This is a genomic window from Pseudomonas sp. E141, from assembly GCF_052659885.1.
This window is the reverse complement of the sequence record NZ_CP084024.1, coordinates 788,209-812,699: the sequence shown is the minus strand read 5'-3', so window position 1 is coordinate 812,699 and position 24,491 is coordinate 788,209. Positions and strand designations below refer to the sequence as shown.

26 protein-coding genes are annotated in these 24,491 nt (G+C 60.7%); 3 read left to right on the top strand and 23 right to left on the bottom strand.

The features are described 5' to 3' along the window. Window position 1 precedes the first annotated feature (1 nt). Window positions 2–823, top strand: a complete 822-nt coding sequence (locus GKKCFE_RS03610) for a peptidoglycan DD-metalloendopeptidase family protein (protein WP_445577493.1) — start codon at window positions 2–4, stop codon at window positions 821–823. Between the two features lie 467 nt (window positions 824–1,290). After that, on the top strand, window positions 1,291–2,970 hold the full coding sequence (leuA, locus tag GKKCFE_RS03605) for a 2-isopropylmalate synthase (protein ID WP_445577492.1): 1,680 nt from the start codon (window positions 1,291–1,293) through the stop codon (window positions 2,968–2,970). A gap of 207 nt (window positions 2,971–3,177) precedes the next feature. Here leuA and GKKCFE_RS03600 read toward each other — a convergent pair whose 3' ends face one another. The 22 genes from GKKCFE_RS03600 to trmJ all read right to left on the bottom strand — a co-directional run bounded on the left by GKKCFE_RS03600 (window position 3,178) and on the right by trmJ (window position 22,616). After that, a complete protein-coding gene (locus tag GKKCFE_RS03600; protein WP_445577491.1) occupies window positions 3,178–3,597 on the bottom strand; it encodes a hypothetical protein in 420 nt (139 codons plus the stop codon). Between the two features lie 63 nt (window positions 3,598–3,660). Then, the gene (locus GKKCFE_RS03595; RefSeq protein ID WP_445577490.1) at window positions 3,661–4,455 is read right to left on the bottom strand and encodes an amidohydrolase; all 795 of its coding nucleotides are present in this window, start codon (window positions 4,453–4,455) and stop codon (window positions 3,661–3,663) included. Continuing rightward, window positions 4,443–5,591, bottom strand: coding sequence for a pyridoxal phosphate-dependent aminotransferase (locus GKKCFE_RS03590; protein ID WP_139051094.1), 1,149 nt, complete (start codon window positions 5,589–5,591; stop codon window positions 4,443–4,445). The genes GKKCFE_RS03595 and GKKCFE_RS03590 overlap by 13 nt, the downstream gene beginning before the upstream one ends. A 237-nt stretch (window positions 5,592–5,828) precedes the next feature. Continuing rightward, a complete protein-coding gene (gene der, locus GKKCFE_RS03585) occupies window positions 5,829–7,301 on the bottom strand; it encodes a ribosome biogenesis GTPase Der (RefSeq protein ID WP_076386232.1) in 1,473 nt (490 codons plus the stop codon). Window positions 7,302–7,500: 199 nt separating this feature from the next. Further along, window positions 7,501–8,652 (bottom strand): outer membrane protein assembly factor BamB, encoded by a 1,152-nt coding sequence (bamB, locus tag GKKCFE_RS03580; RefSeq protein WP_047227480.1) that lies wholly within the window; start codon window positions 8,650–8,652, stop codon window positions 7,501–7,503. Beyond that, entirely contained in the window at window positions 8,645–9,286 is a 642-nt protein-coding gene (locus GKKCFE_RS03575) for a YfgM family protein (protein WP_076386234.1), read from the bottom strand. The genes bamB and GKKCFE_RS03575 overlap by 8 nt, the downstream gene beginning before the upstream one ends. A 40-nt stretch (window positions 9,287–9,326) precedes the next feature. Then, a complete protein-coding gene (gene hisS / locus GKKCFE_RS03570; RefSeq protein ID WP_445577489.1) occupies window positions 9,327–10,616 on the bottom strand; it encodes a histidine--tRNA ligase in 1,290 nt (429 codons plus the stop codon). A gap of 24 nt (window positions 10,617–10,640) precedes the next feature. Further along, complete coding sequence (ispG, locus tag GKKCFE_RS03565) at window positions 10,641–11,750, bottom strand: flavodoxin-dependent (E)-4-hydroxy-3-methylbut-2-enyl-diphosphate synthase (protein ID WP_003185136.1); 1,110 nt, start codon at window positions 11,748–11,750, stop codon at window positions 10,641–10,643. A 3-nt stretch (window positions 11,751–11,753) separates the two neighbouring features. Continuing rightward, window positions 11,754–12,797 carry a RodZ domain-containing protein gene (locus GKKCFE_RS03560; RefSeq protein WP_047227477.1) on the bottom strand — a complete coding sequence of 348 codons (1,044 nt, stop codon included), beginning with the start codon at window positions 12,795–12,797 and terminating at the stop codon, window positions 11,754–11,756. Beyond that, window positions 12,797–13,555 carry a type IV pilus biogenesis/stability protein PilW gene (pilW, locus tag GKKCFE_RS03555; RefSeq protein ID WP_047227476.1) on the bottom strand — a complete coding sequence of 253 codons (759 nt, stop codon included), beginning with the start codon at window positions 13,553–13,555 and terminating at the stop codon, window positions 12,797–12,799. Before pilW ends, GKKCFE_RS03560 begins: the two co-directional genes overlap by 1 nt. Window positions 13,556–13,567: 12 nt before the next feature. After that, window positions 13,568–14,716, bottom strand: coding sequence for a 23S rRNA (adenine(2503)-C(2))-methyltransferase RlmN (rlmN, locus tag GKKCFE_RS03550; protein WP_047227475.1), 1,149 nt, complete (start codon window positions 14,714–14,716; stop codon window positions 13,568–13,570). A 28-nt stretch (window positions 14,717–14,744) separates the two neighbouring features. Continuing rightward, entirely contained in the window at window positions 14,745–15,170 is a 426-nt protein-coding gene (gene ndk / locus GKKCFE_RS03545) for a nucleoside-diphosphate kinase (protein WP_042727994.1), read from the bottom strand. Window positions 15,171–15,261: 91 nt separating this feature from the next. Continuing rightward, window positions 15,262–15,462, bottom strand: a complete 201-nt coding sequence (iscX, locus tag GKKCFE_RS03540) for a Fe-S cluster assembly protein IscX (RefSeq protein ID WP_139051095.1) — start codon at window positions 15,460–15,462, stop codon at window positions 15,262–15,264. 14 nt (window positions 15,463–15,476) lie between these two features. Continuing rightward, complete coding sequence (gene fdx, locus GKKCFE_RS03535; RefSeq protein ID WP_076386240.1) at window positions 15,477–15,818, bottom strand: ISC system 2Fe-2S type ferredoxin; 342 nt, start codon at window positions 15,816–15,818, stop codon at window positions 15,477–15,479. 3 nt (window positions 15,819–15,821) lie between these two features. Further along, window positions 15,822–17,684: a Fe-S protein assembly chaperone HscA gene (hscA, locus tag GKKCFE_RS03530; protein WP_445577488.1), complete on the bottom strand. Its 1,863-nt coding sequence runs from the start codon at window positions 17,682–17,684 to the stop codon at window positions 15,822–15,824. Window positions 17,685–17,734: 50 nt separating this feature from the next. Beyond that, the gene (gene hscB / locus GKKCFE_RS03525; RefSeq protein ID WP_047227472.1) at window positions 17,735–18,256 is read right to left on the bottom strand and encodes a co-chaperone HscB; all 522 of its coding nucleotides are present in this window, start codon (window positions 18,254–18,256) and stop codon (window positions 17,735–17,737) included. A gap of 8 nt (window positions 18,257–18,264) precedes the next feature. Next, window positions 18,265–18,588 carry an iron-sulfur cluster assembly protein IscA gene (gene iscA / locus GKKCFE_RS03520; protein ID WP_047227471.1) on the bottom strand — a complete coding sequence of 108 codons (324 nt, stop codon included), beginning with the start codon at window positions 18,586–18,588 and terminating at the stop codon, window positions 18,265–18,267. 24 nt (window positions 18,589–18,612) lie between these two features. Then, entirely contained in the window at window positions 18,613–18,999 is a 387-nt protein-coding gene (gene iscU, locus GKKCFE_RS03515) for a Fe-S cluster assembly scaffold IscU (protein ID WP_003185157.1), read from the bottom strand. Window positions 19,000–19,042: 43 nt separating this feature from the next. After that, window positions 19,043–20,257, bottom strand: a complete 1,215-nt coding sequence (locus GKKCFE_RS03510) for an IscS subfamily cysteine desulfurase (RefSeq protein ID WP_047227470.1) — start codon at window positions 20,255–20,257, stop codon at window positions 19,043–19,045. 50 nt (window positions 20,258–20,307) lie between these two features. Further along, the gene (iscR, locus tag GKKCFE_RS03505) at window positions 20,308–20,799 is read right to left on the bottom strand and encodes a Fe-S cluster assembly transcriptional regulator IscR (protein WP_047227469.1); all 492 of its coding nucleotides are present in this window, start codon (window positions 20,797–20,799) and stop codon (window positions 20,308–20,310) included. A 267-nt stretch (window positions 20,800–21,066) separates the two neighbouring features. Beyond that, window positions 21,067–21,843: a serine O-acetyltransferase gene (gene cysE, locus GKKCFE_RS03500; RefSeq protein WP_139051097.1), complete on the bottom strand. Its 777-nt coding sequence runs from the start codon at window positions 21,841–21,843 to the stop codon at window positions 21,067–21,069. Window positions 21,844–21,845: 2 nt separating this feature from the next. After that, entirely contained in the window at window positions 21,846–22,616 is a 771-nt protein-coding gene (gene trmJ, locus GKKCFE_RS03495) for a tRNA (cytosine(32)/uridine(32)-2'-O)-methyltransferase TrmJ (protein WP_047227467.1), read from the bottom strand. A 144-nt stretch (window positions 22,617–22,760) separates the two neighbouring features. Here trmJ and suhB point away from each other — a divergent pair, with 144 nt between their 5' ends. Further along, entirely contained in the window at window positions 22,761–23,579 is an 819-nt protein-coding gene (suhB, locus tag GKKCFE_RS03490) for a type III secretion system regulator SuhB (RefSeq protein ID WP_445577487.1), read from the top strand. Window positions 23,580–23,879: 300 nt separating this feature from the next. Here the strand turns inward: suhB and GKKCFE_RS03485 are convergent, their stop codons facing one another. After that, window positions 23,880–24,428 carry a glycine zipper 2TM domain-containing protein gene (locus GKKCFE_RS03485; protein WP_047227466.1) on the bottom strand — a complete coding sequence of 183 codons (549 nt, stop codon included), beginning with the start codon at window positions 24,426–24,428 and terminating at the stop codon, window positions 23,880–23,882. Between the last annotated feature and the right edge of the window lie 63 nt (window positions 24,429–24,491).

The window sequence follows — 24,491 nt, the reverse complement described above, 5'->3', positions numbered from 1 at the left end:
CATGTCGCGATATCTCGCCCCATTGCTCTTGCTGTGCCTGACCTTCAACGCCAACGCCGACAGTTACATCACCCGCCTGCTGAACAAACCGGTGCCCGGCGGCGTGGCCGTGGTGGACCTGGGCAGCGCGGCCCAGGCGCCAAAAGCCAGTTACCAGGGCAAACCGGTGCTGGTGGTCAAGGAAAAGGACAACTGGCTGGCGATTGTCGGCATCCCGCTGACGGTCAAGCCCGGCACCCAGCAGATCAGCAGTGGCGGCAGCACCCAGCCGTTCGTGGTCGGCTATAAAAAGTACCCCGAGCAACACATCACCCTGAAGAACAAGCGCCAGGTCAATCCGAATCCGGCGGACCTCAAACGCATCAACGCCGAACTGGCCGTGCAACTGAAGGCGTACCGCAGCTTCAGCCCGAACATCCCCAGCAACCTGCTGCTGGACAAGCCGGTCAATGGGCCGATGTCGAGCAAGTTCGGCGTGCGGCGCTTCTTCAACGGCGAAGAACGCAACCCCCACGCCGGCCTGGACTTCGCCGTGCCCGCCGGCACACCCATCAAGACTCCGGCCGCTGGCAAGGTGATCCTCACCGGCAATTACTTCTTCAATGGCAACACCGTGTTTGTCGATCACGGCCAGGGTTTCATCAGCATGTTCTGCCACATGTCGAAGATCGACGTGAAGGTCGGCCAGCAGCTCAAGCGCGGCACGGTCGTCGGCAAAGTCGGCTCCACGGGCCGGGCAACTGGCCCGCACATGCACTGGAATATCAGCCTGAACGATGCGCGGGTGGATCCGGCGATTTTTATCGGGGCATTCCAGCCCTGATTTTTGCGGTGAAGCTGCCGGCCTGATCGCGAGCAGGCTCGCTCCCACACTTGGATCTCTTGTGAACACAACATTTGTGACCAACAGAAAATCCCTGTGGGAGCGAGGCTACTCGCGATGACGGCAGCCACATCACCACCATCCAGCGAATTGCCAAGCTCAAAACATCGACGCAATTTCCAAGATCAACACTTCGAACCTGCGCGATTAAATCGCGCAAACCCGCCTAAAAACAGAACTTATCTCAATTTTTCCCGACTGCTTGCGATCCGCCCTCCGCGCGGTTAGGGTTGAAGGCATGAAAACCTCTCACACCCTCATTCAGCTTCGCCAGCACCGCAGCCTGTGCCTCGTCAGCGCACGACTGCCGGGCTGAATCGCGGCACCTCGTTCCGGCTGTAAAGCCACCCCGTTCGAACCACCGGCAGGCCGCCTTTTCCCGGCCACGACAATAAAAGGATTCTGCGATGAGCATGCTCAAAGACCCGTCTTTCAAGTACCGCGCCTTCCCGACCATCAACCTGCCGGATCGCACCTGGCCGTCGAAGACCATCACCGCCGCGCCGATCTGGTGCAGCTCCGACCTGCGTGACGGCAATCAGTCGCTGATCGAGCCGATGGACGCCGCCAAGAAGCTGCGTTTCTGGAAAACCCTGGTCGCCGTGGGCGTGAAGGAAATCGAAGCGTCGTTCCCGGCGGCTTCGCAGACCGACTTCGACTTCGTGCGTACCCTCATCGAAGAAGGCCACATCCCGGACGACACCACCATCCAGGTGCTGACCCAGGCCCGTGAAGACCTGATCGCCCGCACGTTCGAATCCCTGCGCGGCGCGAAAAAAGCCATCGTCCACCTGTACAACGCCACCAGCCCTTCGTTCCGCCGCATCGTGTTCAACCAGGACAAGGAAGGCGTGAAGGAAATCGCGGTGAATGCGGCCAAGCTGTTCGTCAAATACGCCGCGCAGCAGCCAGAAACCCAGTGGCAGTTCGAATACTCGCCAGAAACCTTCAGCGCCACCGAGCTGGAATTCGCCAAGGAAGTCTGCGACGCAGTGATCGAGGTCTGGAACCCGACGCCTGAGCGAAAGGTCATCCTCAACCTGCCGGCCACCGTGGAAGTCGCGACTCCGAACGTCTACGCCGACCAGATCGAGTGGTTCGGTCGCAACATCACCCGTCGCGACAGCGTGCTCATCAGCCTGCACACCCATAACGACCGTGGCACCGGCGTAGCCGCCACCGAACTGGGCCTTATGGCCGGCGCCGACCGTGTCGAAGGCTGCCTGTTCGGCAACGGCGAACGCACCGGTAACGTCGACCTGGTGACCGTCGCGCTGAACCTCTACACCCAGGGCATCAACCCTGAGCTGGATTTCTCCGACATCGACGGCGTGCGCAAAGTGGTCGAAGAGTGCAATCAGATCCCGGTGCATCCGCGCCATCCGTACGTGGGCGACCTGGTTCACACTGCATTCTCCGGCTCGCACCAGGATGCCATTCGCAAAGGTTTTGCCCAGCAGAAACCGGACACCCTGTGGGAAGTGCCGTACCTGCCGATCGACCCGGCCGACATTGGCCGCAGCTACGAGGCGGTGATCCGCGTCAACAGCCAGTCGGGCAAGGGCGGTATCGCCTACCTGCTGGAACAGGAATACGGCATCAGCCTGCCGCGTCGCATGCAGATCGAGTTCAGCCAGGTGGTTCAGCGCGAAACCGATCGCCTGGGCCTGGAAATGACCGCCCAGCAGATCCATGCCCTGCTCCACAGCGAATACCTGCAAGCCAACACCCCGTACGCGCTGGTCAGCCATCGTCTGCAGGAAGAAAACGGCAACAGCGCCGTGGAAGTCGAAGTGGCCAGCAAGGGCCAGGGCGAGACCAACCTGCACTGGCGCGGCAAGGGCAACGGCGCGCTGGAAGCGCTGGTGGCCGGGCTGCCGATTCCGGTGGAGATCATGGACTACAACGAACACGCCATCGGCGCCGGCACCAACGCCAAGGCTGCGGCGTACATCGAGCTGCGGGTCAACGGTGAGCGTGCGGTGCATGGCGTGGGTATCGATGAGAACATCACCACGGCCAGCTTCAAGGCGCTGTTCAGTGCGCTGAACCGGTCGCTGAGCCAGCCGGAGGCCAAGGCGGCCTGATCCACCGATGAAATGCGAAAGGCCCCGGGGTGTGAACCCTGGGGCCTTTTTGTTTGGCGGGTGGTTTTGTACTGCCTGTCAGGGCCTCATCGCGAGCAAGCTCGCTCCCACACGGGATCTTCAGTGGGGCCGAAATCCTGTGCCCGCCTCAGCTCCCCTGTGGGAGCGAGCTTGCTCGCGATGGCGGCCTGTCAGACAACCCAAATATCAGGCATGGGTATCGATCGAAATTGTCATCGCCTGCAACAGCGCGGCCTGCAAGGTCTGCAAGGTCGCTTGGGTCGCCATGATCTGGGTCTGAATCGCCATGGTTTCCTGGGCTTTCTGCTCCTCATCAGCCCGGCTTTTTTGCACCCGAGCCAGCTGGGCTTGCTGTTCGGCCAGCAACTTCTCGGTCTGTTCGATCTGCTTCTTCAGTTGTTCGATGACATCGCCGCTGCCGCTGCTGCCGCCCGCTCCTGCGATATTCGCGCCGCTGGTGTCGACTTTCAGTTTCTTGTCTTTGTCTTCGCTGCTGTCAGTCGATGCCACTGGACTGACCGCTTTCTCTTCTTCAGCCCCACGAATGGAGACTTTAGGGGCTGACAACGGATAAGGATTTACGGTGGTTGCGCTGATGCTGGTCATAGGGACTTCTCCTTGGCTGACCGGTTATCGGCACGCAACACCGTTCCTTGAGGCTGAATCGTTTCAATTTGTGAATTCAAAACGATCGGCATCCAGGTTCGCCGGAAAGCGAGTGCGATATGCCGCCAGCTCCGCCGCACTCAGACACACAGTGAATACCCCGTCGGCCTCACCGGTGCTGAGCAGGGTTTCACCCTGGAAGTCCAGCACCTGACTGTCACCGGTATAGGCAAAGCCCTTACCGTCGTGGCCGATGCGGTTTACCGCGGCCACGTAGCACAGGTTCTCGATTGCTCGGGCCGGCAGCAGACGGTTCCAATGCTGGCGCCGAGCGCCGGGCCAGTTGGCGGTGTACAGCAACAGGTCGGTGTCCTCGGCGTCGCGGCTCCACACCGGGAAACGCAGGTCATAGCAAATCAGCGGGCGGATCCGCCAGCCGTTGAGTTCGAACAGCACCTGGCGCTCGCCCGGCGTGTAGTGATTATGCTCACCGGCCATGCGGAACAGATGACGCTTGTCGTAATGCAGCACTTCGCCGTCCGGTCGTGCCCAGAGCAGACGATTGCGATGGCTGCCGTCGGCGGCCTGGATAATCACACTGCCGGTGATCACCGCTCCGAGCTTCGCAGCCTGAGCCTGGAGCCACTTGTGCGAAGGACCGTTTTCCGGCTCAGCCTGGGTCTCGGACTCCATGGAAAAACCCGTGGTGAACATTTCCGGCAGGATAATCAGGTCCGCCCCGCGCGCCTGCGCAAGCAAGCCCTCGAAATGTTCCAGGTTGGCCTGGCGATCGTGCCAGGCCAGGGTGGTCTGGATCAGCGCAACATTGAGATTGGGCAAGGTACTCAGATCACGCATAGTTTTTCCGCCGCTTCGCGCAGCGTCTCCTCGCGTTTGGCAAAGCACAGGCGCACCAGGCGCTGGCCTTCGGGTGGGTTCTGGTAGAACACCGAGACAGGGATCGTCGCCACGCCGTGCTCACGGGTCATCCAGACTGCCATGTCGACGTCATTGAGGTCCGGGCGGATCTGCGAGTAATCCACCAGTTGGAAATAGGTGCCGGGTACTCGCTTGAAACTGAAGCGCGAGGGGGCCAGCAAATCGCAGAACAGGTCACGCTTGGCCTGGTAGAAGTCCGGCAGTTCTTCGACGTGCTCCGGGTGATCGGCCATGTAGTCAGCCAGGGCGTACTGCAACGGCGTCACGCCGCAGAAGCTGACGTACTGATGCACCTTGCGCAGTTCCGCCGTCAGGGCGGGTGGCGCCACCACATAGCCGGTTTTCCAGCCGGTGACGTGGTAGGTCTTGCCAAACGAACTGACCACAAAGGCCCGCCGGTACAGTTCTTCATGGGCCAGGACACTGGCGTGGGCGACGCCGTCGAACACCAGGTGTTCGTAAACTTCGTCACTGATCAGGTAAATATCGCGGTCACGAATCAGCGCCGCCAACTGGTCGAGTTCGGCGCGGCTGATCAGCGCGCCACTGGGATTGTGCGGTGTGTTGAGAATGATCATGCGCGTACGCGGGCTCAGGGCTTCAGCGAGCTTCTGGAAATCGATGGCGAAATCATCCAGGCCCAATTGCACATGCACACAACGGCCACCGGCCAACTCGACGGCGGGCTCATAGCTGTCGTAGCAAGGGTCGAACACGATCACTTCGTCGCCGCTGTGAACCACTGCCGCGATGGCGCAGAAAATCGCCTGGGTCGCACCGGGGGTCACGGTCACTTCCTGGTCGGCATCGACGGTGACGCCATAGCTGCGGGCGATCTTCGCCGCGATCTGCTGGCGCAGCGCCGGCAAACCGGTCATGGGCGAGTATTGGTTATGCCCTTGGGCGACATGCCGGCCGACTGCATCGCGCAGGGCCTGCGGACCATCGAAATCGGGAAACCCCTGGGACAGATTGAGCGCGCCGGTCTGCGCGGCGAGCTGGGACATCTGGGTGAAGATAGTGATGCCGACATTCGGCAACTTGCTGGTGATCATTGGGGGTTCCCTGCGTCTACACCCGGCTCTGGTGCGGCGCGGGAGAGGTCGAGGATAGCCCAATCGCCGGGCATGAAAAAGGGTGCCACCAAGGGCACCCTTCTTACGCTGACACAACTCATACCCTGTGGGAGCGAGCTTGCTCGCGATGGCGGTGGATCAGCATGCATCCCTGTTGATGTACTGCCGCTATCGCGAGCAAGCTCGCTCCCACAGTGGAACTGCGGTGACTATCGATCAGCGTTTATCACGACGCTTCTTGTCAGCCTTCTTGTGGTGCGACATCAAGCGGCGCTTCTTGTTGACCTGACGGTCGGTGAGCGTGTTCTTGTTGCCTTCGTACGGGTTCTCGCCGCCCTTGAACTCGATGCGGATCGGCGTGCCGACCAGCTTCAGGACGCGGCGATAAGTGTTTTCCAGATACCGGACGTACGACTTGGGCACCTTCTCGATCTGGTTACCGTGAATCACGATGATCGGCGGGTTGGCGCCACCCAGGTGAGCGTAACGCAGCTTGATCCGGCGGTTGTTGACCATCGGTGGCGCGTGCTCGCCGACGGCGTCTTCGAGGATCTGGGTCAGACGATTGGTCGGCCAGCGGGTGACCGCCGACTTGAACGAGTTCTGCACCGACGCGTAGAGGTTGCCCACGCCCGTACCGTGCAAGGCCGAAATGAAGTGGATGTCGGCGAAGTCAACGAAGAACAGGCGACGCTGCAGTTCAACCTTGACGAAATCCCGTTCGCTAGGCGTCATGCCGTCCCACTTGTTGATCGCGATGACCAACGCACGGCCGGCTTCCAGGGCGAAGCCCAGCAGGTTCAGGTCGTGATCGACCACGCCTTCGCGGGCGTCCATCACGAAGATCACCACGTTGGCGTCTTTGATCGCCTGCAGGGTTTTGACCACGGAGAATTTTTCGACTTCTTCGTGGATCTTGCCGCGCTTGCGCACACCGGCCGTGTCGATCAGCGTGTACTTCTCTTCGTTACGCTCGAACGGGATGTAGATACTGTCGCGGGTGGTGCCGGGCTGGTCGTACACGATGACCCGGTCTTCGCCGAGCATGCGGTTGACCAGCGTCGACTTGCCGACGTTCGGGCGGCCGATGATGGCGATCTTGATCCCGTCTTTTTCGCTAGGGCCAGGAATGCGCTTGGCTTCCTCGCCTTCGGCAACGATTTCTTCTTCACCGTCTTCCGGTTCGTCTTCGTCGTCTTTGGGGAAATCAGCCAGGGCGATTTCCAGCATCTGGGTGATGCCACGACCGTGGGCGCCGGCGATCGGGATCGCCTGGCCCATGCCCAACGGCGCGAATTCGGCGCGGGCCATGTCCGGGTCGATGTTGTCGACCTTGTTGGCCACCACATAGGAACGCTTGTTACGTTTGCGCAGATGCTCGGCGATCATCTGGTCGGCGGCGGTAAAACCGGCCTTGGCGTCTACCAGGAACAGCACCACATCCGCTTCTTCGATGGCGAGCAGCGACTGCTCGGCCATTTTTTCGTCCATGCCGTGTTCATCACCGGAGATGCCACCGGTGTCGACCAGAATATAGGTACGCCCTTGCCACTTGGCCTCACCGTATTGGCGATCACGGGTCAGACCGGACAAGTCGCCGACAATGGCGTCGCGAGTCCTGGTCAGGCGGTTGAACAAGGTGGACTTGCCGACGTTCGGTCGGCCCACCAGGGCGATTACGGGAACCATGCGGCTCTCCACTTCGTTATTTCAGAAAATACAAAAGCCGCTGCGAGGCAGCGGCTGGTGCTCGGGGGCCATCCTGTGGGAGCGAGCCTGCTCGCGAAAGCGTTGGATCAGTCGACATCCATGCCACTGGACCACCGCATTCGCGAGCAGGCTCGCGCCCACAAAAATGAAGCCGCTTGGGATTAACCCAAGCATAGTCTTACTTGATGGTCAGGGCTTCCAGTTTGCCGCTGTTGCCATACACATAAATCATGTTGCCCACCACCAGCGGACGGGCACGCAGGCCGTCGCTGTCGATGCGCTCACGGCCGACGAAGCGACCGTCCACCTGGCTGAGCAGGTGCAGGTAACCTTCCAGGTCACCGACTGCAACGTAGCTGGAGAACACTTCCGGGGCCGACAGTTGACGACGGGCCAGGGAGTCGTTGCTCCACAATGCGGTGGTGGAACGCTCGTCGACGCCTTCAACCGTGCCCGAGGACAGGCTCACGTAGACACTGCCCAAACCCTCGGCGACGCCGGCGTAGCTGGAGGCATCGCGCTGCCACAGCGGGCGACCGCTTTCCAGGTCCAGCGCCGCAACGCGTCCCTGGTAGCTGGCAACGTACAGCGTACTGCCAGACAACAGCAGGCCGCCGTCGATGTCGACCACGCGCTCCAGCTCCGAACGGCCCTGCGGGATGGCCACGCGCTGTTCCCAGACCGGCACGCCGTTGGAAATATCCAGGGCCACCACTTTACCGGTCGACAACCCGGCCACCGCGAGGCGGTTGGTGACGATCGGCGCACTGGTGCCGCGCAGGGTCAGTACCGCCGGGGTGCTGTCGTACAACCAGCGCTGCTCGCCAGTGGCGGCATCCAGACCGATCAGGCTGTCATCCTGTGTCTGTACCACGACCACGTCACCGTTGGTGGCCGGCGGTGCGAGGACTTCACTGGTCACGCGAGCGCGCCATTTCTCTTCACCGCTGCTGGCGTCCAGGGCCACGATTTCGCCCTTGAGCGTGCCGATCATGACCAACCCGTAACCCACGCCAACGGCGCCGGAAACGGGCAGTTCGAGATCCTGCTCCCACTTGACGTCGCCATTGGTGCGATCCATCGCCATCACCACGCCAGTGACGTCGGAGGCATAGATAGTGTCGCCATCGATGGCTGGCACCAGCATGTTGTAGGTTTCACCCTGGCCGTCACCGATGGAGCGACTCCATTGCTTCTGCAGCACGACTTCTTCTTTGAAGTCGGTCAGTTCGGCCGGTGGCAGTTCTTTCTTGCTGTTGCTGCTGCAACCCGCGGCCAGAATGGCCAGAGCCAGCAATGCTGCATGTTTCCAACGGATCACGTCACGCATCCCCTTTGGCCAGGTCGTCCAGCTTGATTTGCAGGCCACCGACCGCGGCTTCATCCGACAGCGCAGCCTTGGCTTTTTGGTAGGCCGCATGGGCCTCATCAGCACGACCAAGCTGTACCAGCAGGTCGCCCTTGAGTTCTTCGCGGGTCGCCAGGAACGCCTTGTCGGCATCACCGTCGAGCAGCTTCAACGCCTCTTCGGCCTTGTTCTGCGCCGCCAGCACCTGCGCCAGGCGCTGACGCGCCACTTCGCCCAGGGTCGGGTTGACCGGCTTGTCGACAATGGCCTTCAGCTCGGTGGCGGCGTCGTCCAGCTTGCCGGTGTCTACCGCGACCTTGGCCACGAACAGACGGCCATATTGCGCGTAGGCCGTGCCGCCGAATTCGTTGTCGAGCTTGCCGGCCAACTCCGCCACGCGGGCAGCGTCAGGCTTGCCGTCCGGGGTCAGGGTGGTTTCCAGCAACTGCTGATAGAGCATCGAAGCGCCTTGCGCCTGGTTGCTCTGGTATTTCTGCCAGGCCTGCCAGCCGAACACGATGACCAGCGCCAACAGGCCGCCAGTGACCAGCGGCTTGCCGTTGCGCGTCCACCAGTCCTTCAAATCCGCCAGCTGTTCATCTTCGGTACTCGACACCCCAATACTCCTTAATCGCTAAATCGGCTGTTTGACAGCTTCAACCCTGCACGACGCAGGTGGCCAGGTGTGCGGCAAGCGCATCCCAGGCAATGCTTTGTTGTTCGCCCTGGCCACGCAGGGGTTTGAAACCTACCACTTGCTGGGCCAATTCGTCGTCACCGAGAATCAGTGCATACAGCGCACCACTCTTGTCGGCCTTCTTGAACTGGCTCTTGAAGCTGCCGCCGCCGGCGTTGGTCTGCAGGCGCAGGTTGGGCAACTGGTCGCGGACTCGCTCGCTCAGCGCCAGGGCCGCCAGTTCGGCTGCTTCGCCGAAGGCGCACAGGTAAACGTCGACCTGACGGGCGATTTCCTGCGGGATCTTGTCCAGCGTCTCAAGCATCAACACCAGACGTTCGATGCCCATGGCAAAACCCACGCCCGAGGTCGGCTTTCCGCCCATCTGTTCCACCAGCCCGTCGTAACGGCCGCCGGCACACACAGTTCCCTGGGCGCCCAACTTGTCGGTGACCCATTCAAAGACGGTCTTGCTGTAGTAATCCAGCCCGCGGACCAGCTTCGGGTTAATGACATAGGGAATACCGACGGCATCCAGACGCGCCTTCAGCCCCTCGAAGTGCGCACGAGATTCATCGTCGAGGTAGTCAGCCATTTTCGGCGCATCGACCAGGATCGCCTGCGTGTCGGCGTTCTTGGTATCCAACACCCGCAGCGGATTGGTCTTGAGGCGGCGCTGACTGTCTTCGTCCAGCTTGTCCAGGTGAGCGGACAGGAACTCCACCAGCGCTTCGCGGTAGCGCCCACGGGACTCGCTGGTGCCCAGACTGTTGAGTTCGAGCTTGACCGCATCACGAATGCCCAGCTCGCCCCACAGGCGCCAGGTCAATACGATCAGCTCGGCGTCGATGTCCGGACCGTCGAGGTTGAATACCTCCAGGCCTATCTGGTGGAACTGGCGATAACGACCTTTCTGTGGACGCTCGTGGCGAAACATCGGGCCGATGTACCAGAGTTTCTGCACCTGGCCACCACCGGTAATGCCGTGCTCGAGCACCGCACGCACGCACGCCGCCGTGCCTTCGGGGCGCAAGGTCAGCGAATCGCCGTTGCGGTCTTCGAAGGTGTACATCTCTTTTTCGACGATGTCGGTCACTTCGCCGATGGAACGCTTGAACAGTTCGGTGAACTCGACGATCGGCATGCGGATCTGCCGGTAACCGTAGTTATCCAGCAAACGCGCAACGGTGCCCTCGAAATAGCGCCACAGGGGCGTCTGCTCGGGCAGGATGTCGTTCATGCCACGAATGGCTTGCAGGGACTTGCTCACAGGTAATCCTTAAATTCGTTCGACTCAACCACGCGCGATTACAGCAGCGTCGGCTTCGACCTTTTCGGCCGCTTTCTGGCGGATCAACCGTTCCAGTTCATCCACCAGATTGTCATTCGTCAGTTTCTGCGACGGCTTGCCGTCGATGTAAATCAGGTTCGGTGTACCGCCGGTGAGGCCGATATGGGCTTCCTTGGCTTCACCCGGCCCGTTGACCACGCAACCAATCACCGCGACATCCAGCGGCACCAGCAGGTCTTCCAGGCGCCCTTCCAGCTCGTTCATGGTCTTGACCACATCAAAGTTCTGCCGCGAGCAGCTTGGGCAGGCGATGAAGTTGATGCCACGGGAACGCAGGTGCAGGGACTTGAGAATGTCGTAGCCGACTTTCACTTCCTCCACTGGATCGGCCGCCAACGAGATGCGGATGGTATCGCCAATTCCTTCGGCGAGCAGCATACCGAGGCCGACGGCGGATTTCACCGTGCCCGAACGCAACCCACCGGCCTCGGTGATGCCCAGGTGCAGCGGCTGGACGATTTCCTTGGCCAGCAAGCGATAGGCTTCGACGGCCATGAACACGTCGGAAGCCTTCACGCTGACCTTGAAGTCCTGGAAGTTCAGGCGCTCCAGGTGCTCGACATGGCGCAGGGCCGACTCCACCAGCGCAGCCGGGGTCGGTTCGCCGTATTTCTTTTGCAGGTCTTTTTCCAGGGAACCGGCGTTGACGCCGATGCGGATCGGAATACCACGGTCGCGGGCAGCATCCACCACCGCACGCACGCGGTCTTCGCGACCGATGTTGCCCGGGTTGATGCGCAGGCAGTCCACACCCAGCTCGGCCACGCGCAGGGCGATGCGGTAGTCGAAGTGAATGTCGGCCACCAGCGGCACTTTGACCAACTGCTTGATTTTGCCGAACGCCTCGGCGGCGTCCATGTCCGGCACGGAAACCCGCACGATGTCGACACCGGCGGCTTCCAGTCGGTTGATCTGCGCAACGGTGGCGGCCACGTCGTTGGTGTCGCTGTTGGTCATGCTTTGCACAGCGATGGGCGCATCGCCGCCAACAGGAACGTTGCCGACCCAGATCTTTCGCGATTCGCGACGTTTGATTGGAGATTCGCCGTGCATGACTTATTGACCCAACTTCAGGCGAGCGGTCTCGCCACTGGTGAACGGAGCCACGTCGACCGGTTGGCCGTTGTAGCTGACCTGCGCGCCACGGGCATAACCCAGGCGCACGGCAAACGGCGGCGTGCCGTTGACGGAAGTGCTGTCGCCCTTGCGCTTGAGGCCACTGAACAGCACCTTGCCGGTGCCATCGGTGATCTGCGTCCAGCAGTCGGCGGTAAATTGAATCTGTACCTGGCCTTGACCGGCTGCGGGAGCGACGGGCGCTACCGCAGTGGTGGAGGCTGTCGGAGTTGCTGGCGCTGCGGCGGGCGCAGCCGGAGTCTCGACGACAGGGGCGGGTGTGCTCGGTACAGCCGGCGCTTGAGTAGCCGGCGCATTGGCGGTCGGGGCTGGCGTGGCGGGTGCAGCAGGCGCGTCTGCCGGAGCGGCCGGCACACTCGGTTCAGCACCGACGGCCGGATCTGCGCCATCCTGCCCCTGAGGCAACACCAGGTTGGTCTCCCCTGCGCTCTGGCCTTCCACCACAGCCTGATCTTCCGGCTCGTCCAGCGGATGTATGCGGGTGGTGCCGTCGGCGCCTTCGACCTCGACATGCTCAGGGTTCATGGCGATGGGATCCTTGGCGCGCAAGGCGGCCTGGTCCTGCCACCAGAGGAAACCGCCACCAATCACCGCGATCAACAGCAACAAACTGACGATTCGCAAAATGGTGTGGGAAACGCGAACCGGCTCTTCGATGCGGCCCAGGCTGTGCACACTGCTGCCCTGGGCGTCGGAACCGGTGTATTGATCGAATTGCTGGACCAGTTCGGTCTGGTCCATGCCGAGCAATTTGGCGTAGGCACGGATGTAGCCCCGAGCGAATGTATGCCCAGGCAATTTATCGAACGCGCCGGCTTCCAGGTTGCCCAGGGAAGCCACGGTGAGATTGAGCTTGAGGGCCACCTCTGCCAGCGACCAACCATTGCTTTCGCGAGCTTGGCGCAGGGTCTCACCGGGATTTACGCGAGTCGCTGCTACAACTTCAGGATGCGCCGCTTTCATCATTGCTCCGACAGGTATTGCTGATATTCCGGCGTACCGGGATAGAGTCTTTTTAGTTGCAGGCCAAAACTGGCGGCCTTGTCACGATCTTCGAACACGTGGGCCAGCCGAACACCGAGCAATAGACTACGTGCATTTTGCTCGCTCAGCAGGCTAAAACGTTCGTAATAATCGCGCGCGGGCACATAATGCCTGTCTTCGTAAGACAACTCAGCCATTTCCAGCAATGCCCGTGGCTGCTGGCGGTTGAGCCGCAGCGCTTTTTCAAGCTGCTGGCGAGCCAGATCACGCTGGCCGAGTTTCGAGGCCGTCATGCCCAGGTTTTCAAACACCCGCGAACGCTCGGGGTAAAGGGTATCGGCGGTCGCCTGCTCGAAGCGCTCGTAGGCCTCTTTGTAACGCTTCTGCTCGAAAAGGAAGCTGCCGTAGTTGTTCAGGATCCGCGCATCCTGCGGCACGGCGGAGAGCGCCTTGCGAAAATGCGCGTCGGCCAGTTCAGGTTCCATCTCGGCCTGGAATACCAACGCCAGGGCCGCGTTGGCATCAGCATCTGAATCGTCCAGCTCCAGGGCTTTCTTGAGCGGCACCTTGGCCCGCTCGGTCATGCCCTGTTGCAGATAGCCTATGCCCAATTGCACATAGGCTTCACGCGCCTCGTCGCGCCCCTTGCTGGTTTTCATGGGGTTGTAGTCACCCGACAGAACACAACCGGTGCAAAGACCGGCCAACAGCAACAGCAGCGCGAAGCGCAGGGACATAGAGTTCCTCTCTTAGTGACTGTTCGCAGCGTTTTGCGCAACATCGTCGGCGGCGTTCAACTCACGCACGGCAATGTAGCGTTCACTGCGACGGGTGCGATCCAGCACCTGTCCTACCAATTGGCCACACGCGGCATCGATGTCTTCGCCGCGGGTGGTACGCACGGTGACGTTGAAGCCCGCGTGATGAAGCTGGTCCTGGAAGCGACGAATCGCGTTGTTGCTCGGACGCTCGTAACCGGAATGCGGGAACGGGTTGAACGGGATCAGGTTGATCTTGCAAGGGATGTTCTTGAGCAGCTCGATCATCTCGACCGCGTGTTCAACCTTGTCGTTCACGTCCTTGAGCAGCGTGTACTCGATGGTCAGCACGCGTTTTTCGCCCAGGGACGACATGTAGCGCTGACACGATTCCAGCAGCATCTTAAGCGGATATTTCTTGTTGATCGGCACCAATTGGTTACGCAATGCGTCATTGGGTGCGTGCAGCGACAACGCCAGGGAGACGTCGATGTGCTTGGCCAGCTCATCGATCATCGGCACCACGCCGGAGGTGGACAGGGTCACCCGGCGCTTGGAGATGCCATAACCCAGGTCATCCATCATCAGGTGCATGGCAGCGATGACGTTGTCGAAGTTCAGCAGCGGCTCACCCATGCCCATCATCACCACGTTGGTGATGGCACGGTCGACGGTCGCCGGGACGCTGCCAAAGGATTTGTTGGCAATCCACACCTGGCCGATCACTTCGGCGGCGGTGAGGTTGCTATTGAAGCCTTGCTTGCCGGTGGAGCAGAAACTGCAATCCAGGGCACAGCCTGCCTGGGACGAAACGCACAAGGTGCCGCGTTTGCCCTGGGGAATGTAGACGGTCTCGACGCAGCTACCGGACGCCACGCGCACCACCCACTTACGGGTGCCGTCGCTGGAGATGTCCTCGCTGACCACTTCCGGACCGCGAATTTCAGCAACGGCCTTGAGCTTTTCGCGCAGGGCCTTGCTGACATTCGTCATGGCGTCGAAGTCGTCGACGCCAAAGTGGTGAATCCATTTCATCACCTGGCCGGCACGGAAACGCTTCTCCCCGATCGAGTCGAAGAATTTCTCCATTTCCGGCTGGGTCAGGCCCAACAGGTTGGTTTTGCCGTTCGATGTAGTCATGGATTCACCTTCACTCAAAAGCCTGGGCTTAGCGAGTGGTTACTTCAGTAGCGGAGAAAAAGTAAGCGATTTCGCGAGCAGCAGCGGCTTCGGAGTCCGAACCGTGAACGGCGTTGGCGTCGATCGACTCAGCGAAGTCAGCACGGATGGTGCCGGCAGCAGCTTCTTTAGGGTTGGTGGCGCCCATCAGCTCACGGTTGCGAGCAATGGCGTTTTCGCCTTCCAGCACCTGAACGACAACCGGACCGGAAGTCATGAAGGCAACCAGCTCACCGAAGAAGCCGCGCTCGCTGTGCTCAGCGTAGAAGCCTTCGGCTTCGGCCTTGGACAGTTGCTTCATTTTCGAAGCTACAACGCGCAGGCCAGCGTCTTCGAAGCGGGTAACGATCTTGCCGATCACGTTTTTAGCAACGGCGTCAGGCTTGATGATGGAGAAAGTACGTTGAACAGCCATGGTGTAACTCCAGAAACGGTAATTTGCGAAAAATTAAACCCGCGAATTATACGCGGGTTCTTGGGTATTGCCTAACTGCGTAAGGGAAGCTTCAGTCCTGCTCTTCTTTCCAGGCAGTCTGGATCGCTTCAAGGACCTTTTCACCGCCGCGATCCCGATCGTCGTCAAACCCCGGCAAAGCCATGACCATGTCACGCAATGCCACAAAGTTTACCGAATAGGGATCCGTATCCGGATAACCATCAGCCAACAGGATAGCGATCTCTTGTACATCAACCCATTTAAGGCCCATGACAGCTCCTTGAATCAGTGCGGCGCTTCGGCAGCGTGGTTAAGCGAGTATCTTGGGATTTCGACAGTCAGGTCTTCCGTACCGACAATCGCCTGACAGCCCAGGCGCGATTGCGCTTCCAGGCCCCAGGCCCGATCGAGGAAGTCCTCTTCCAGCTCGTCTGCCTCTTCGAGCGAATCGAAGCCCTCGCGAATAATGCAATGGCAAGTCGTGCACGCACAGACGCCGCCACAGGCACTTTCCATCTCGATATGGTGCTCATGGGCCAGCTCGAGAATGGAAATTCCGGGCTCACACTCCACGACCATGCCCTCGGGACAGAACTTCTCGTGGGGCAGAAAAATCACCTGCGGCATCAGTTATTCCTCAATTTCATTCAGGTTGCGCCCCGCCAGGGCGGCTTTGACCGTCGAGTCCAGGCGGCGGGCAGCAAAGGCATCGGTGACTTGCGACAGACGCTTGGTCTGCTGCTCGATGGCATAACCATCGGTGCCTTTGATCAATTCAGACAACTCCTGCATTTGCAGCTCGATCACCATGCGTTCCTCGGCGTCCAGCAGACGGTCGCCATCGGCCTCAAGAGCTGCCTGCACGGCTTCGACCAGACGCTGGCCGTCGACCTGCTGCTCGCGCAACACCCGAGCGACCTTGTCGTCGCTGGCATGCTGGAACGAATCCTTGAGCATTTTGGCGATTTCGCCGTCGGTCAGGCCGTAGGACGGCTTGACCTGGATGCTCGCCTCGACGCCCGAACCCAGCTCGCGGGCGGAAACATTGAGCAAACCGTCGGCGTCGACCTGGAAGGTCACGCGGATCTTCGCCGCACCGGCCACCATCGCCGGGATGCCGCGCAATTCGAAGCGGGCCAGGGAACGGCAGTCGCTGATCAGTTCACGCTCGCCTTGCAGCACATGAATCATCATGGCCGACTGGCCGTCTTTGTAAGTGGTGAAGTCCTGGGCGCGAGCAACGGGGATGGTGGTGTTGCGCGGAATCACCTTCTCCATCAGGCCGCCCATGGTTTCCAGCCCCAAGGACAATGGAATCACGTCGAGCAACAGCAGCTCGCCGCCGTCGCGCTTGTTGCCAGCCAGGGTATCGGCCTGGATCGCGGCGCCGATGGCAACCACCTGGTCCGGGTCGATTTCAGTCAGCGGCTGGCGGCCAAAGGCCTCGGCAACGGCTTCGCGAACCCGAGGCACACGGGTCGAACCACCGACCATGACCACGGCCTTGACGTCTTCGAGCTCCACGCCGGAATCACGCACGGCGCGGCGGCAAGCCTTGAGGCTGCGGGCGACCATGGGCTCGATCAGCGCATCAAAGACCTCACGGCTCAGTGCAGCCTTCCAGTCGCCGTATGCCACTTCGACACTTGCAGCGTCGGTCAGGGCTTCCTTGGCGGCGCAGGCCGTTTGCAGCAGGTGACGTTGCGCGCCCGGATCAAGGTCGGCGGACAGGCCCGCTTGCTCGATGATCCAGCCGGCGATGGCGTGATCGAAGTCATCGCCGCCCAGGGCGCTGTCGCCGCCGGTGGCCAGGACTTCGAATACACCGCCGGTCAGGCGCAGAATGGAGATATCAAAGGTGCCGCCGCCCAAGTCATAGATCGCGACGAGGCCTTCGGCGTGCTGGTCCAGACCGTAGGCCACCGCAGCGGCGGTCGGCTCGTTGAGCAGGCGCAGCACGTTCAGACCGGCCAGCTTGGCCGCGTCCTTGGTGGCTTGACGCTGAGCGTCGTCGAAATAGGCCGGGACAGTGATGACCGCACCGACCAATTCGCCGCCCAATGCCGCTTCGGCGCGCTGGCGCAGCACCTTGAGAATGTCAGCGGAAACTTCCACCGGGCTTTTCGGGCCCTGCACCGTTTCAATGAACGGCATGTGGGATTCGCCGTCGACGAAACGGTACGGCAGCTGATCACCCAATTGCTTGACGTCGGACAGACCACGCCCCATCAGGCGCTTGACCGACACAATGGTATTGAACGGATCGGTCGCGGCGGCCAGCTTGGCTGACTCGCCCACTTCCACATGATCGGCGTGATAGCGCACGGCGGACGGCAGGATCACTTGCCCCTGCTCATCGGCCAGCGGTTCGGAAAGACCGCTGCGCAACGCAGCGACCAGGGAATTGGTAGTACCCAAGTCAATTCCCACAGCCAGGCGACGCTGGTGCGGTTGTGGACTTTGGCCGGGTTCGGCGATCTGCAGTAGGGCCATCGTAATCAGGACTTATCTGTAATCAGGCGTGCGACCGGAGCGGCACTGGGTTAATCGTCGAGGCGCTCTTCGAGCTGGCGCACTTCGTAGGTGAGCTTGTCGAGGAACTGCATGCGCCGCATCAGGCGTTCGGCCTGTTCGCGTTGCGCGGCATCGTCCCAACAGGCTGCGAAGCTTTCATTCAAGGTGTGCTGGGCGTCCTTCAAGCGGCGCTTGAACACCGCGACACCGGCCAGATCGGCGCTGTCCTGCAGATCTTCGAGTTCTTCGCGCCACTGCATCTGCTGCAACAGAAACTCGGGATCATGCACGGTGACTTCCAGAGGCAACTCATGACCGCTGATGGCCAGCAGATAACGCGCGCGCTTGGCCGGGTTCTTGAGCGTCTGGTAAGCGTCGTTGAGGTTCGCCGACTGTTCCAGCGCGCGCCGCTGCTCTGCCTCCGAGGCATCAGCGAAGCGGTCGGGATGGACACCGCGGGCCAGCTCCAGATAACGAGCGGACAACTGCTCGAGATCCAGGGAAAAGCCCGGCTGCAACTGGAACAAAGCAAAATGACAAGGAGTACCCACAAGCCGCCTCAGATGTTGAAGCTTTCGCCGCAGCCACATTCACCGCGCACGTTGGGGTTGTTGAACTTGAAGCCTTCGTTCAACCCTTCCTTGACGAAATCCAGCTCAGTGCCGTCCAGGTACGTCAGGCTTTTCGGGTCGATGATCACTTTCTGACCATGACTCTCGAACACCTGATCGTCTTCGCCCACTTCGTCGACGAATTCGAGCACGTAGGCAAGACCAGAGCAGCCCGTGGTGCGAACACCCAGGCGGATACCCTCGCCCTTGCCGCGCCCCTCAAGAGAGCGCTGCACATGCTTAGCTGCCGCTTCTGTCATCTGGATAGCCATGAAAACTCCTTACCTGTGCGCGGATCAGATCAAGCCTTTCTTCTGCTTGTAATCGCGAACGGCAGCCTTGATGGCGTCCTCGGCGAGTACCGAGCAGTGGATCTTCACTGGCGGCAGAGCCAGTTCTTCGGCCAGCTGAGTGTTCTTGATGGTTTCAGCCTCATCAAGGGTCTTGCCCTTCATCCACTCGGTGGCCAGGGAGCTGGACGCAATGGCCGAACCGCAGCCGTAGGTCTTGAACTTGGCGTCTTCGATGATGCCTTGCTCGTTGACCTTGATCTGCAGACGCATGACGTCGCCGCACGCTGGGGCGCCGACCATGCCGGTGCCAACATCAGGATCCTGCGCGTCCATCTTGCCGACGTTGCGCGGGTTTTCGTAGTGGTCGATGACCTTTTCGCTATATGCCATTTGCTTCAATCCTCATCAGTGAGCCGCTCTGGTGGCGACTTCTTCAGTGCGCCGCCCACTCGATTTTCGAGATGTCGACGCCGTCTTTGTACATGTCCCACAGCGGCGAAAGAGCGCGCAGCTTGGTAACGGCCTCGCAGACTTTCTGCGCGGCGTAATCGATTTCTTCTTCGGTGGTGAAGCGGCCGAAGGTGAAGCGGATCGAGCTGTGGGCCAGTTCGTCGTTGCGGCCCAGGGCGCGCAGTACGTACGAAGGCTCGAGGGACGCCGAGGTGCATGCCGAACCGGACGACACGGCCAGATCCTTGAGCGCCATGATCAGCGACTCGCCTTCAACGTAGTTGAAGCTCAGGTTCAGGTTGTGCGGTACGCGGGCGATCATGCTGCCGTTGACGTAAAGCTCCTCGAGGTGCTCGACCTGCTTGAAGAAGCGGTCGCTCAGGGCCTTGATGCGTACGTTCTCGGCGGCCATGTCTTCCTTGGCCACACGGAAGGCTTCGCCCATGCCGACGATCTGGTGGGTCGCCAGGGTGCCGGAACGCATGCCACGCTCGTGACCGCCGCCGTGCATGGTCGCTTCGAGGCGAACACGCGGCTTGCGGCTCACGTACAGCGCGCCGATGCCTTTAGGGCCGTAGGTCTTGTGGGCAGAGAACGACATCAGGTCGACTTTGAGCTTCGACAGGTCGATGTCGACCTTGCCGGTGGACTGAGCCGCGTCGACGTGGAACAGGACGCCCTTGGAGCGGGTCAGCTCGCCGATGGCCTCGATGTCGTTGACGGTGCCGATTTCGTTGTTCACATGCATGATCGAAACCAGGATGGTGTCGTCGCGCAGTGCGGCTTCCACCATGGCCGGGGTGATGATGCCGTCTTCACCTGGCTCGATGTAGGTGACTTCGAAGCCTTCACGCTCCAGTTGGCGCATGGTGTCCAGGACAGCCTTGTGCTCGATCTTGGAGGTGATCAGGTGCTTGCCCTTGGTGTGATAGAAGTGCGCGACACCCTTGATTGCCAGGTTGTCGGACTCAGTAGCACCAGAGGTCCAGACGATTTCACGCGGGTCGGCATTGACCAGGTCAGCGACCTGGCGACGGGCGTTTTCGACCGACTCTTCAGCTTTCCAGCCGAACACGTGGGAGCGGGACGCCGGGTTACCGAAGTTTCCGTCGACCAGCAGGCATTCACTCATCTTTTGCGCGACACGCGGATCAACCGGGGTGGTCGCAGAGTAATCAAGGTAAATCGGCAATTTCATGGACTTTCTCCTAAATCAGGCTGGCTGGCGTTCCGCTTGCTCTGCGGCGGTCATTCGACGGCGGACGCTTCAATCTTGTCCAGGTGCGGCGTCTTGCCATTGCAACGACGCTGGTCCTGACGCTGGGCTACTTCCTGCACCTCACGACGAGTTACAAGGTCAGCCAAGCTGATACCGCTAAGAAATTCGTGGATCTGCAGGCTCAAGTCACACCACAAGTGGTGGGTCAGGCAAGTATCGCCGCCATGGCAGTCGCCAAGGCCCTGGCATTTGGTCGCATCGACCGATTCGTTCACCGCGTCGATCACCTGGGCAACCTGGATGCCCTGCATGTCGCGTGACAGCTGATAACCGCCGCCGGGGCCGCGCACACTGGAAACCAGGTTACTGCGGCGCAGCTTGGCGAACAGCTGTTCAAGGTAAGACAGGGAAATGCCCTGGCGCTCGGAGATATCGGCCAGGGACACCGGCCCGTGCTGCGCATGCAATGCCAAATCCAGCATCGCGGTCACGGCGTATCGGCCTTTTGTAGTCAGTCGCATGGACAATTACCACGGAGTTCGGAATGGGGCGAGTATGCAATTCCCGAGTATTTAAGTCAAGTATAAGACCTAGTGCTTTACTCAGGTTTACCCGCAAAAGAGCGCGCGCATCATAGCAAAGGCTGGCCAGTGGCGACCAGTGATACCGCGTTATCGTTCATCGCGAGCAAGCTCGCTCCCACATTGGATCTGCGGCGGCCTTCGATTTTGTGGCCATTGCAAATCCCCTGTGGGAGCGAGCTTGCTCGCGATGAGGCCAGCAGGGTCTCAGCTGGCCTGACTCTCATCCTTATCCTTCACACACGCAAAATCTTCCTCGCGCAGTTCAGGCAGGTCCTTGGCGCAGTAATTACTGCCCAGGTCCTTCAGGGCGCCGCACATCCCCTCCAGGCGCCCATCGACGGCCTGCAGGTGATCGAGCAGTTGATTGATGGCACGGGCGACCGGGTCGGGCATGTCTTCGCCAACACCGTAGGCATCGAAGCCGATCTTCTCGGCCATGGCCTTGCGGCGGGCGTCCTGCTCGTCATCGGTCTTGACGATGATCCGCCCCGGAATGCCCACCACGGTTGCACCGGCCGGCACAGCCTTGGTCACCACCGCATTGGAGCCGACTTTCGCCCCCGCCCCCACCGTGAACGGCCCGAGCACCTTGGCGCCGGCGCCAACCACCACGCCGTCTTCCAGCGTCGGGTGGCGCTTGCCTTTGTTCCAGCTGGTGCCGCCGAGGGTCACGCCCTGGTAGAGCGTCACGTCATCGCCGATCTCGGCGGTTTCACCAATGACAATGCCCATGCCGTGGTCGATGAAGAACCGGCGACCGACCTTGGCGCCCGGGTGGATCTCGATTCCGGTCAGCCAGCGTCCGAAGTTGGAGACAACTCGAGCCAACCACTTCCAGCCCATGCCCCACAAGGCACTCGACAGGCGATGGATCCAGATGGCGTGCATGCCCGGGTAGCAGGTCAGCACTTCAAAGGCATTGCGCGCCGCCGGGTCACGATGGAAAACGCTTTGGATATCTTCACGCAAACGATCGAACATCTTTATTCCTTCCGCTTAATCAGCTCGCCACGGGCCGCTTTCTGGGTTTCCGTGAGGATGCCGCGCAATATATTCATCTCCGCCCGGCTGACCGAGCTTCGTCCGTACAACCGACGCAGGCGCGCCATCAAGTGCCGGGGCTTGTCCGGGTCAAGAAACTCGATGTCCACCAGGGTCTGTTCCAGGTGCTCATAGAGCCGCTCCAGCTCGTCCATGGTCGCCAGTGTCTCACTGCGCGGCGACGTGGCCTCGAATTTTTCCACCTTGCTGGGCTTGCCTTCGGCTGCCAGCCAGGCCATGCGCACTTCATAACTCAACACCTGCACCGCCGCCCCGAGGTTCAGGGAACTGAACTGTGGGTCGGAAGGGATATGCACGTGAAAGTGACATCGCTGCAGCTCTTCGTTGGTCAGGCCGGAATCTTCACGGCCAAACACGAGGGCGATCTCAGCGCCCTGCCCGGCTTCCTCGACCACTTTGGTTCCGCATTCGCGGGGGTCGAGCAGCGGCCAGGGGATACGGCGGTCACGGGCGCTGGTGCCGAGCACCAGGTTGCAGCCCACCAAGGCGTCTTCCAGGGTGGCGACCACTTGGGCGGCTGCCAGGATGTCACCGGCACCGGAAGCCCGGGCATCGGCTTCGTGATGGGGAAACGAGCGTGGCTCGACCAGCACCAGCCGCGACAGGCCCATGTTCTTCATGGCCCGCGCAGCCCCGCCGATATTTCCCGGATGGCTGGTATTGACCAGGACGACACGAATGTTCTGCAACAAGGGAGGCGCTCTCGAACACGATAAAGGGAGCAAATCTTACCTAAGCACCTACCGTTAAGCTATGAAAGCGAACACCAACCTTCTCCTGGGAAAACTTTCTGATAGAATGCGCGGCTTTCTTTAACAACCTTAGGTGACACATCCATGCAGCCCATGCTGAATATCGCGCTGCGCGCCGCCCGCAGCGCCAGTGAACTGATCTTCCGCTCCATCGAGCGCCTGGATACCATCAAGGTCGATGAAAAAGACGCCAAGAACTACGTGTCCGAGGTTGATCGCGCCGCCGAACAGAAAATCGTCGACGCACTGCGCAAGGCTTACCCGAACCACTCGATCCTGGGTGAAGAGACCGGCATGCACGCCGGCACCGGCATCGAAGGTGAAGAGTACCTGTGGATCATCGATCCGCTGGACGGCACCACCAACTTCCTGCGCGGCATCCCTCATTTCGCTGTCAGCATCGCCTGCAAATACCGTGGTCGCCTGGAACACGCCGTCGTGCTGGACCCGGTTCGCCAGGAAGAATTCACCGCCAGCCGTGGCCGTGGCGCCCAGTTGAACGGTCGTCGCCTGCGCGTCAGCGGTCGCACCAGCCTGGACGGCGCCCTGCTGGGTACCGGCTTCCCGTTCCGCGATGACCAGATGGACAACCTGGACAACTACCTGGGCATGTTCCGCGCCCTGGTCGGCCAGACCGCCGGCATCCGCCGCGCTGGCGCCGCGAGCCTGGACCTGGCATATGTCGCCGCCGGTCGTTTCGATGCATTCTGGGAGTCGGGCCTGTCCGAGTGGGACATGGCAGCAGGCGCCCTGCTGATCCAGGAAGCCGGTGGTTTGGTGAGCGACTTCACCGGCGGCCATGACTTCCTTGAAAAAGGCCACATCGTTGCCGGCAACACCAAATGCTTCAAGGCTGTGCTGACGGCCATCCAGCCGCACCTGCCGGCTTCGTTGAAGCGCTAAGCAGCTCGGCTACAGAAAAAGCACCTTTCGGGGTGCTTTTTTTATGCCTGCCTCACACCACTCACTGATCGTTCCCACGCTCTGCGTGGGAATGCATCCGGTGACGCTCTGCGTCACCTCTAGAAGCGGAACGCGGAGCGTCCCTGGCGGCATTCCCACGCAGAGCGTGGGAACGATCAATGGATGCAAGCTGAACCACCGCTATCGCGAGCAGGCTCGCTCCCACAGGGAATTTGGGGTGGGCCATAGAATGCGGGCATAAAAAAGCACCCCGAAGGGTGCTTCTTCATAACCGCTGGATCACTGAGCCGGTTCGTTCTGACCCAGGATCAGTTGGCCTTCCTTGTTCACCGGGATCTGGTTGCCCGGGTCGCGGTCCATGCGGACTTTGCCTTCCTTGCCATCGAGCATGTAGCGAACGTCATAACCTACAACCTTGTCGCTGATGTCGTTGACCGTGTTGCAGCGAGTTTGGGTGGTGGTGTAGGTGTCGCGCTCCTGCATGCCTTCCTGAATCTTGTTACCGGCATAACCGCCGCCGGCCGCACCCGCCACGGTGGCGATTTTCTTGCCGGTGCCGCCGCCGATCTGGTTACCCAACAGGCCACCGGCCACTGCGCCCAATACGGTACCGGCGATCTGGTGTTGATCCTGGACCGGCTTCTGCCGGGTCACGGTGACGTCCTTGCACACTTCACGGGGGGTCTTGATTTGTGTTTTAACCGGGTCCACGGCCAATACTTGCGCATACTCAGGGCCGCTTTTGACCAAGCTGTAGGTGGCTACCGCACCACCGGCAGTCACACCGACAGCACCCAATACCGCACCAACCAGCATCGATTTGTTCACTTGAACCTCCTGACCATCACATGCGGATTTATCCGCGCTTCTCCCAGCCTTGGAGCACAAAAA

Excerpts from the sequence above, each read along its gene's own strand:
- GKKCFE_RS03610 (WP_445577493.1), top strand. The coding sequence starts at position 2 with ATGTCGCGATATCTCGCCCCATTGCTCTTGCTGTGCCTGACCTTCAAC.
- leuA (WP_445577492.1), top strand. The coding sequence starts at position 1,291 with ATGAGCATGCTCAAAGACCCGTCTTTCAAGTACCGCGCCTTCCCGACC.
- GKKCFE_RS03600 (WP_445577491.1), bottom strand. The coding sequence starts at position 3,597 with ATGACCAGCATCAGCGCAACCACCGTAAATCCTTATCCGTTGTCAGCC.
- GKKCFE_RS03595 (WP_445577490.1), bottom strand. The coding sequence starts at position 4,455 with ATGCGTGATCTGAGTACCTTGCCCAATCTCAATGTTGCGCTGATCCAG.
- GKKCFE_RS03590 (WP_139051094.1), bottom strand. The coding sequence starts at position 5,591 with ATGATCACCAGCAAGTTGCCGAATGTCGGCATCACTATCTTCACCCAG.
- der (WP_076386232.1), bottom strand. The coding sequence starts at position 7,301 with ATGGTTCCCGTAATCGCCCTGGTGGGCCGACCGAACGTCGGCAAGTCC.
- bamB (WP_047227480.1), bottom strand. The coding sequence starts at position 8,652 with ATGCGTGACGTGATCCGTTGGAAACATGCAGCATTGCTGGCTCTGGCC.
- ispG (WP_003185136.1), bottom strand. The coding sequence starts at position 11,750 with ATGCACGGCGAATCTCCAATCAAACGTCGCGAATCGCGAAAGATCTGG.
- GKKCFE_RS03560 (WP_047227477.1), bottom strand. The coding sequence starts at position 12,797 with ATGAAAGCGGCGCATCCTGAAGTTGTAGCAGCGACTCGCGTAAATCCC.
- pilW (WP_047227476.1), bottom strand. The coding sequence starts at position 13,555 with ATGTCCCTGCGCTTCGCGCTGCTGTTGCTGTTGGCCGGTCTTTGCACC.
- rlmN (WP_047227475.1), bottom strand. The coding sequence starts at position 14,716 with ATGACTACATCGAACGGCAAAACCAACCTGTTGGGCCTGACCCAGCCG.
- ndk (WP_042727994.1), bottom strand. The coding sequence starts at position 15,170 with ATGGCTGTTCAACGTACTTTCTCCATCATCAAGCCTGACGCCGTTGCT.
- iscX (WP_139051095.1), bottom strand. The coding sequence starts at position 15,462 with ATGGGCCTTAAATGGGTTGATGTACAAGAGATCGCTATCCTGTTGGCT.
- fdx (WP_076386240.1), bottom strand. The coding sequence starts at position 15,818 with ATGCCGCAGGTGATTTTTCTGCCCCACGAGAAGTTCTGTCCCGAGGGC.
- hscA (WP_445577488.1), bottom strand. The coding sequence starts at position 17,684 with ATGGCCCTACTGCAGATCGCCGAACCCGGCCAAAGTCCACAACCGCAC.
- iscA (WP_047227471.1), bottom strand. The coding sequence starts at position 18,588 with ATGGCTATCCAGATGACAGAAGCGGCAGCTAAGCATGTGCAGCGCTCT.
- iscU (WP_003185157.1), bottom strand. The coding sequence starts at position 18,999 with ATGGCATATAGCGAAAAGGTCATCGACCACTACGAAAACCCGCGCAAC.
- GKKCFE_RS03510 (WP_047227470.1), bottom strand. The coding sequence starts at position 20,257 with ATGAAATTGCCGATTTACCTTGATTACTCTGCGACCACCCCGGTTGAT.
- iscR (WP_047227469.1), bottom strand. The coding sequence starts at position 20,799 with ATGCGACTGACTACAAAAGGCCGATACGCCGTGACCGCGATGCTGGAT.
- cysE (WP_139051097.1), bottom strand. The coding sequence starts at position 21,843 with ATGTTCGATCGTTTGCGTGAAGATATCCAAAGCGTTTTCCATCGTGAC.
- suhB (WP_445577487.1), top strand. The coding sequence starts at position 22,761 with ATGCAGCCCATGCTGAATATCGCGCTGCGCGCCGCCCGCAGCGCCAGT.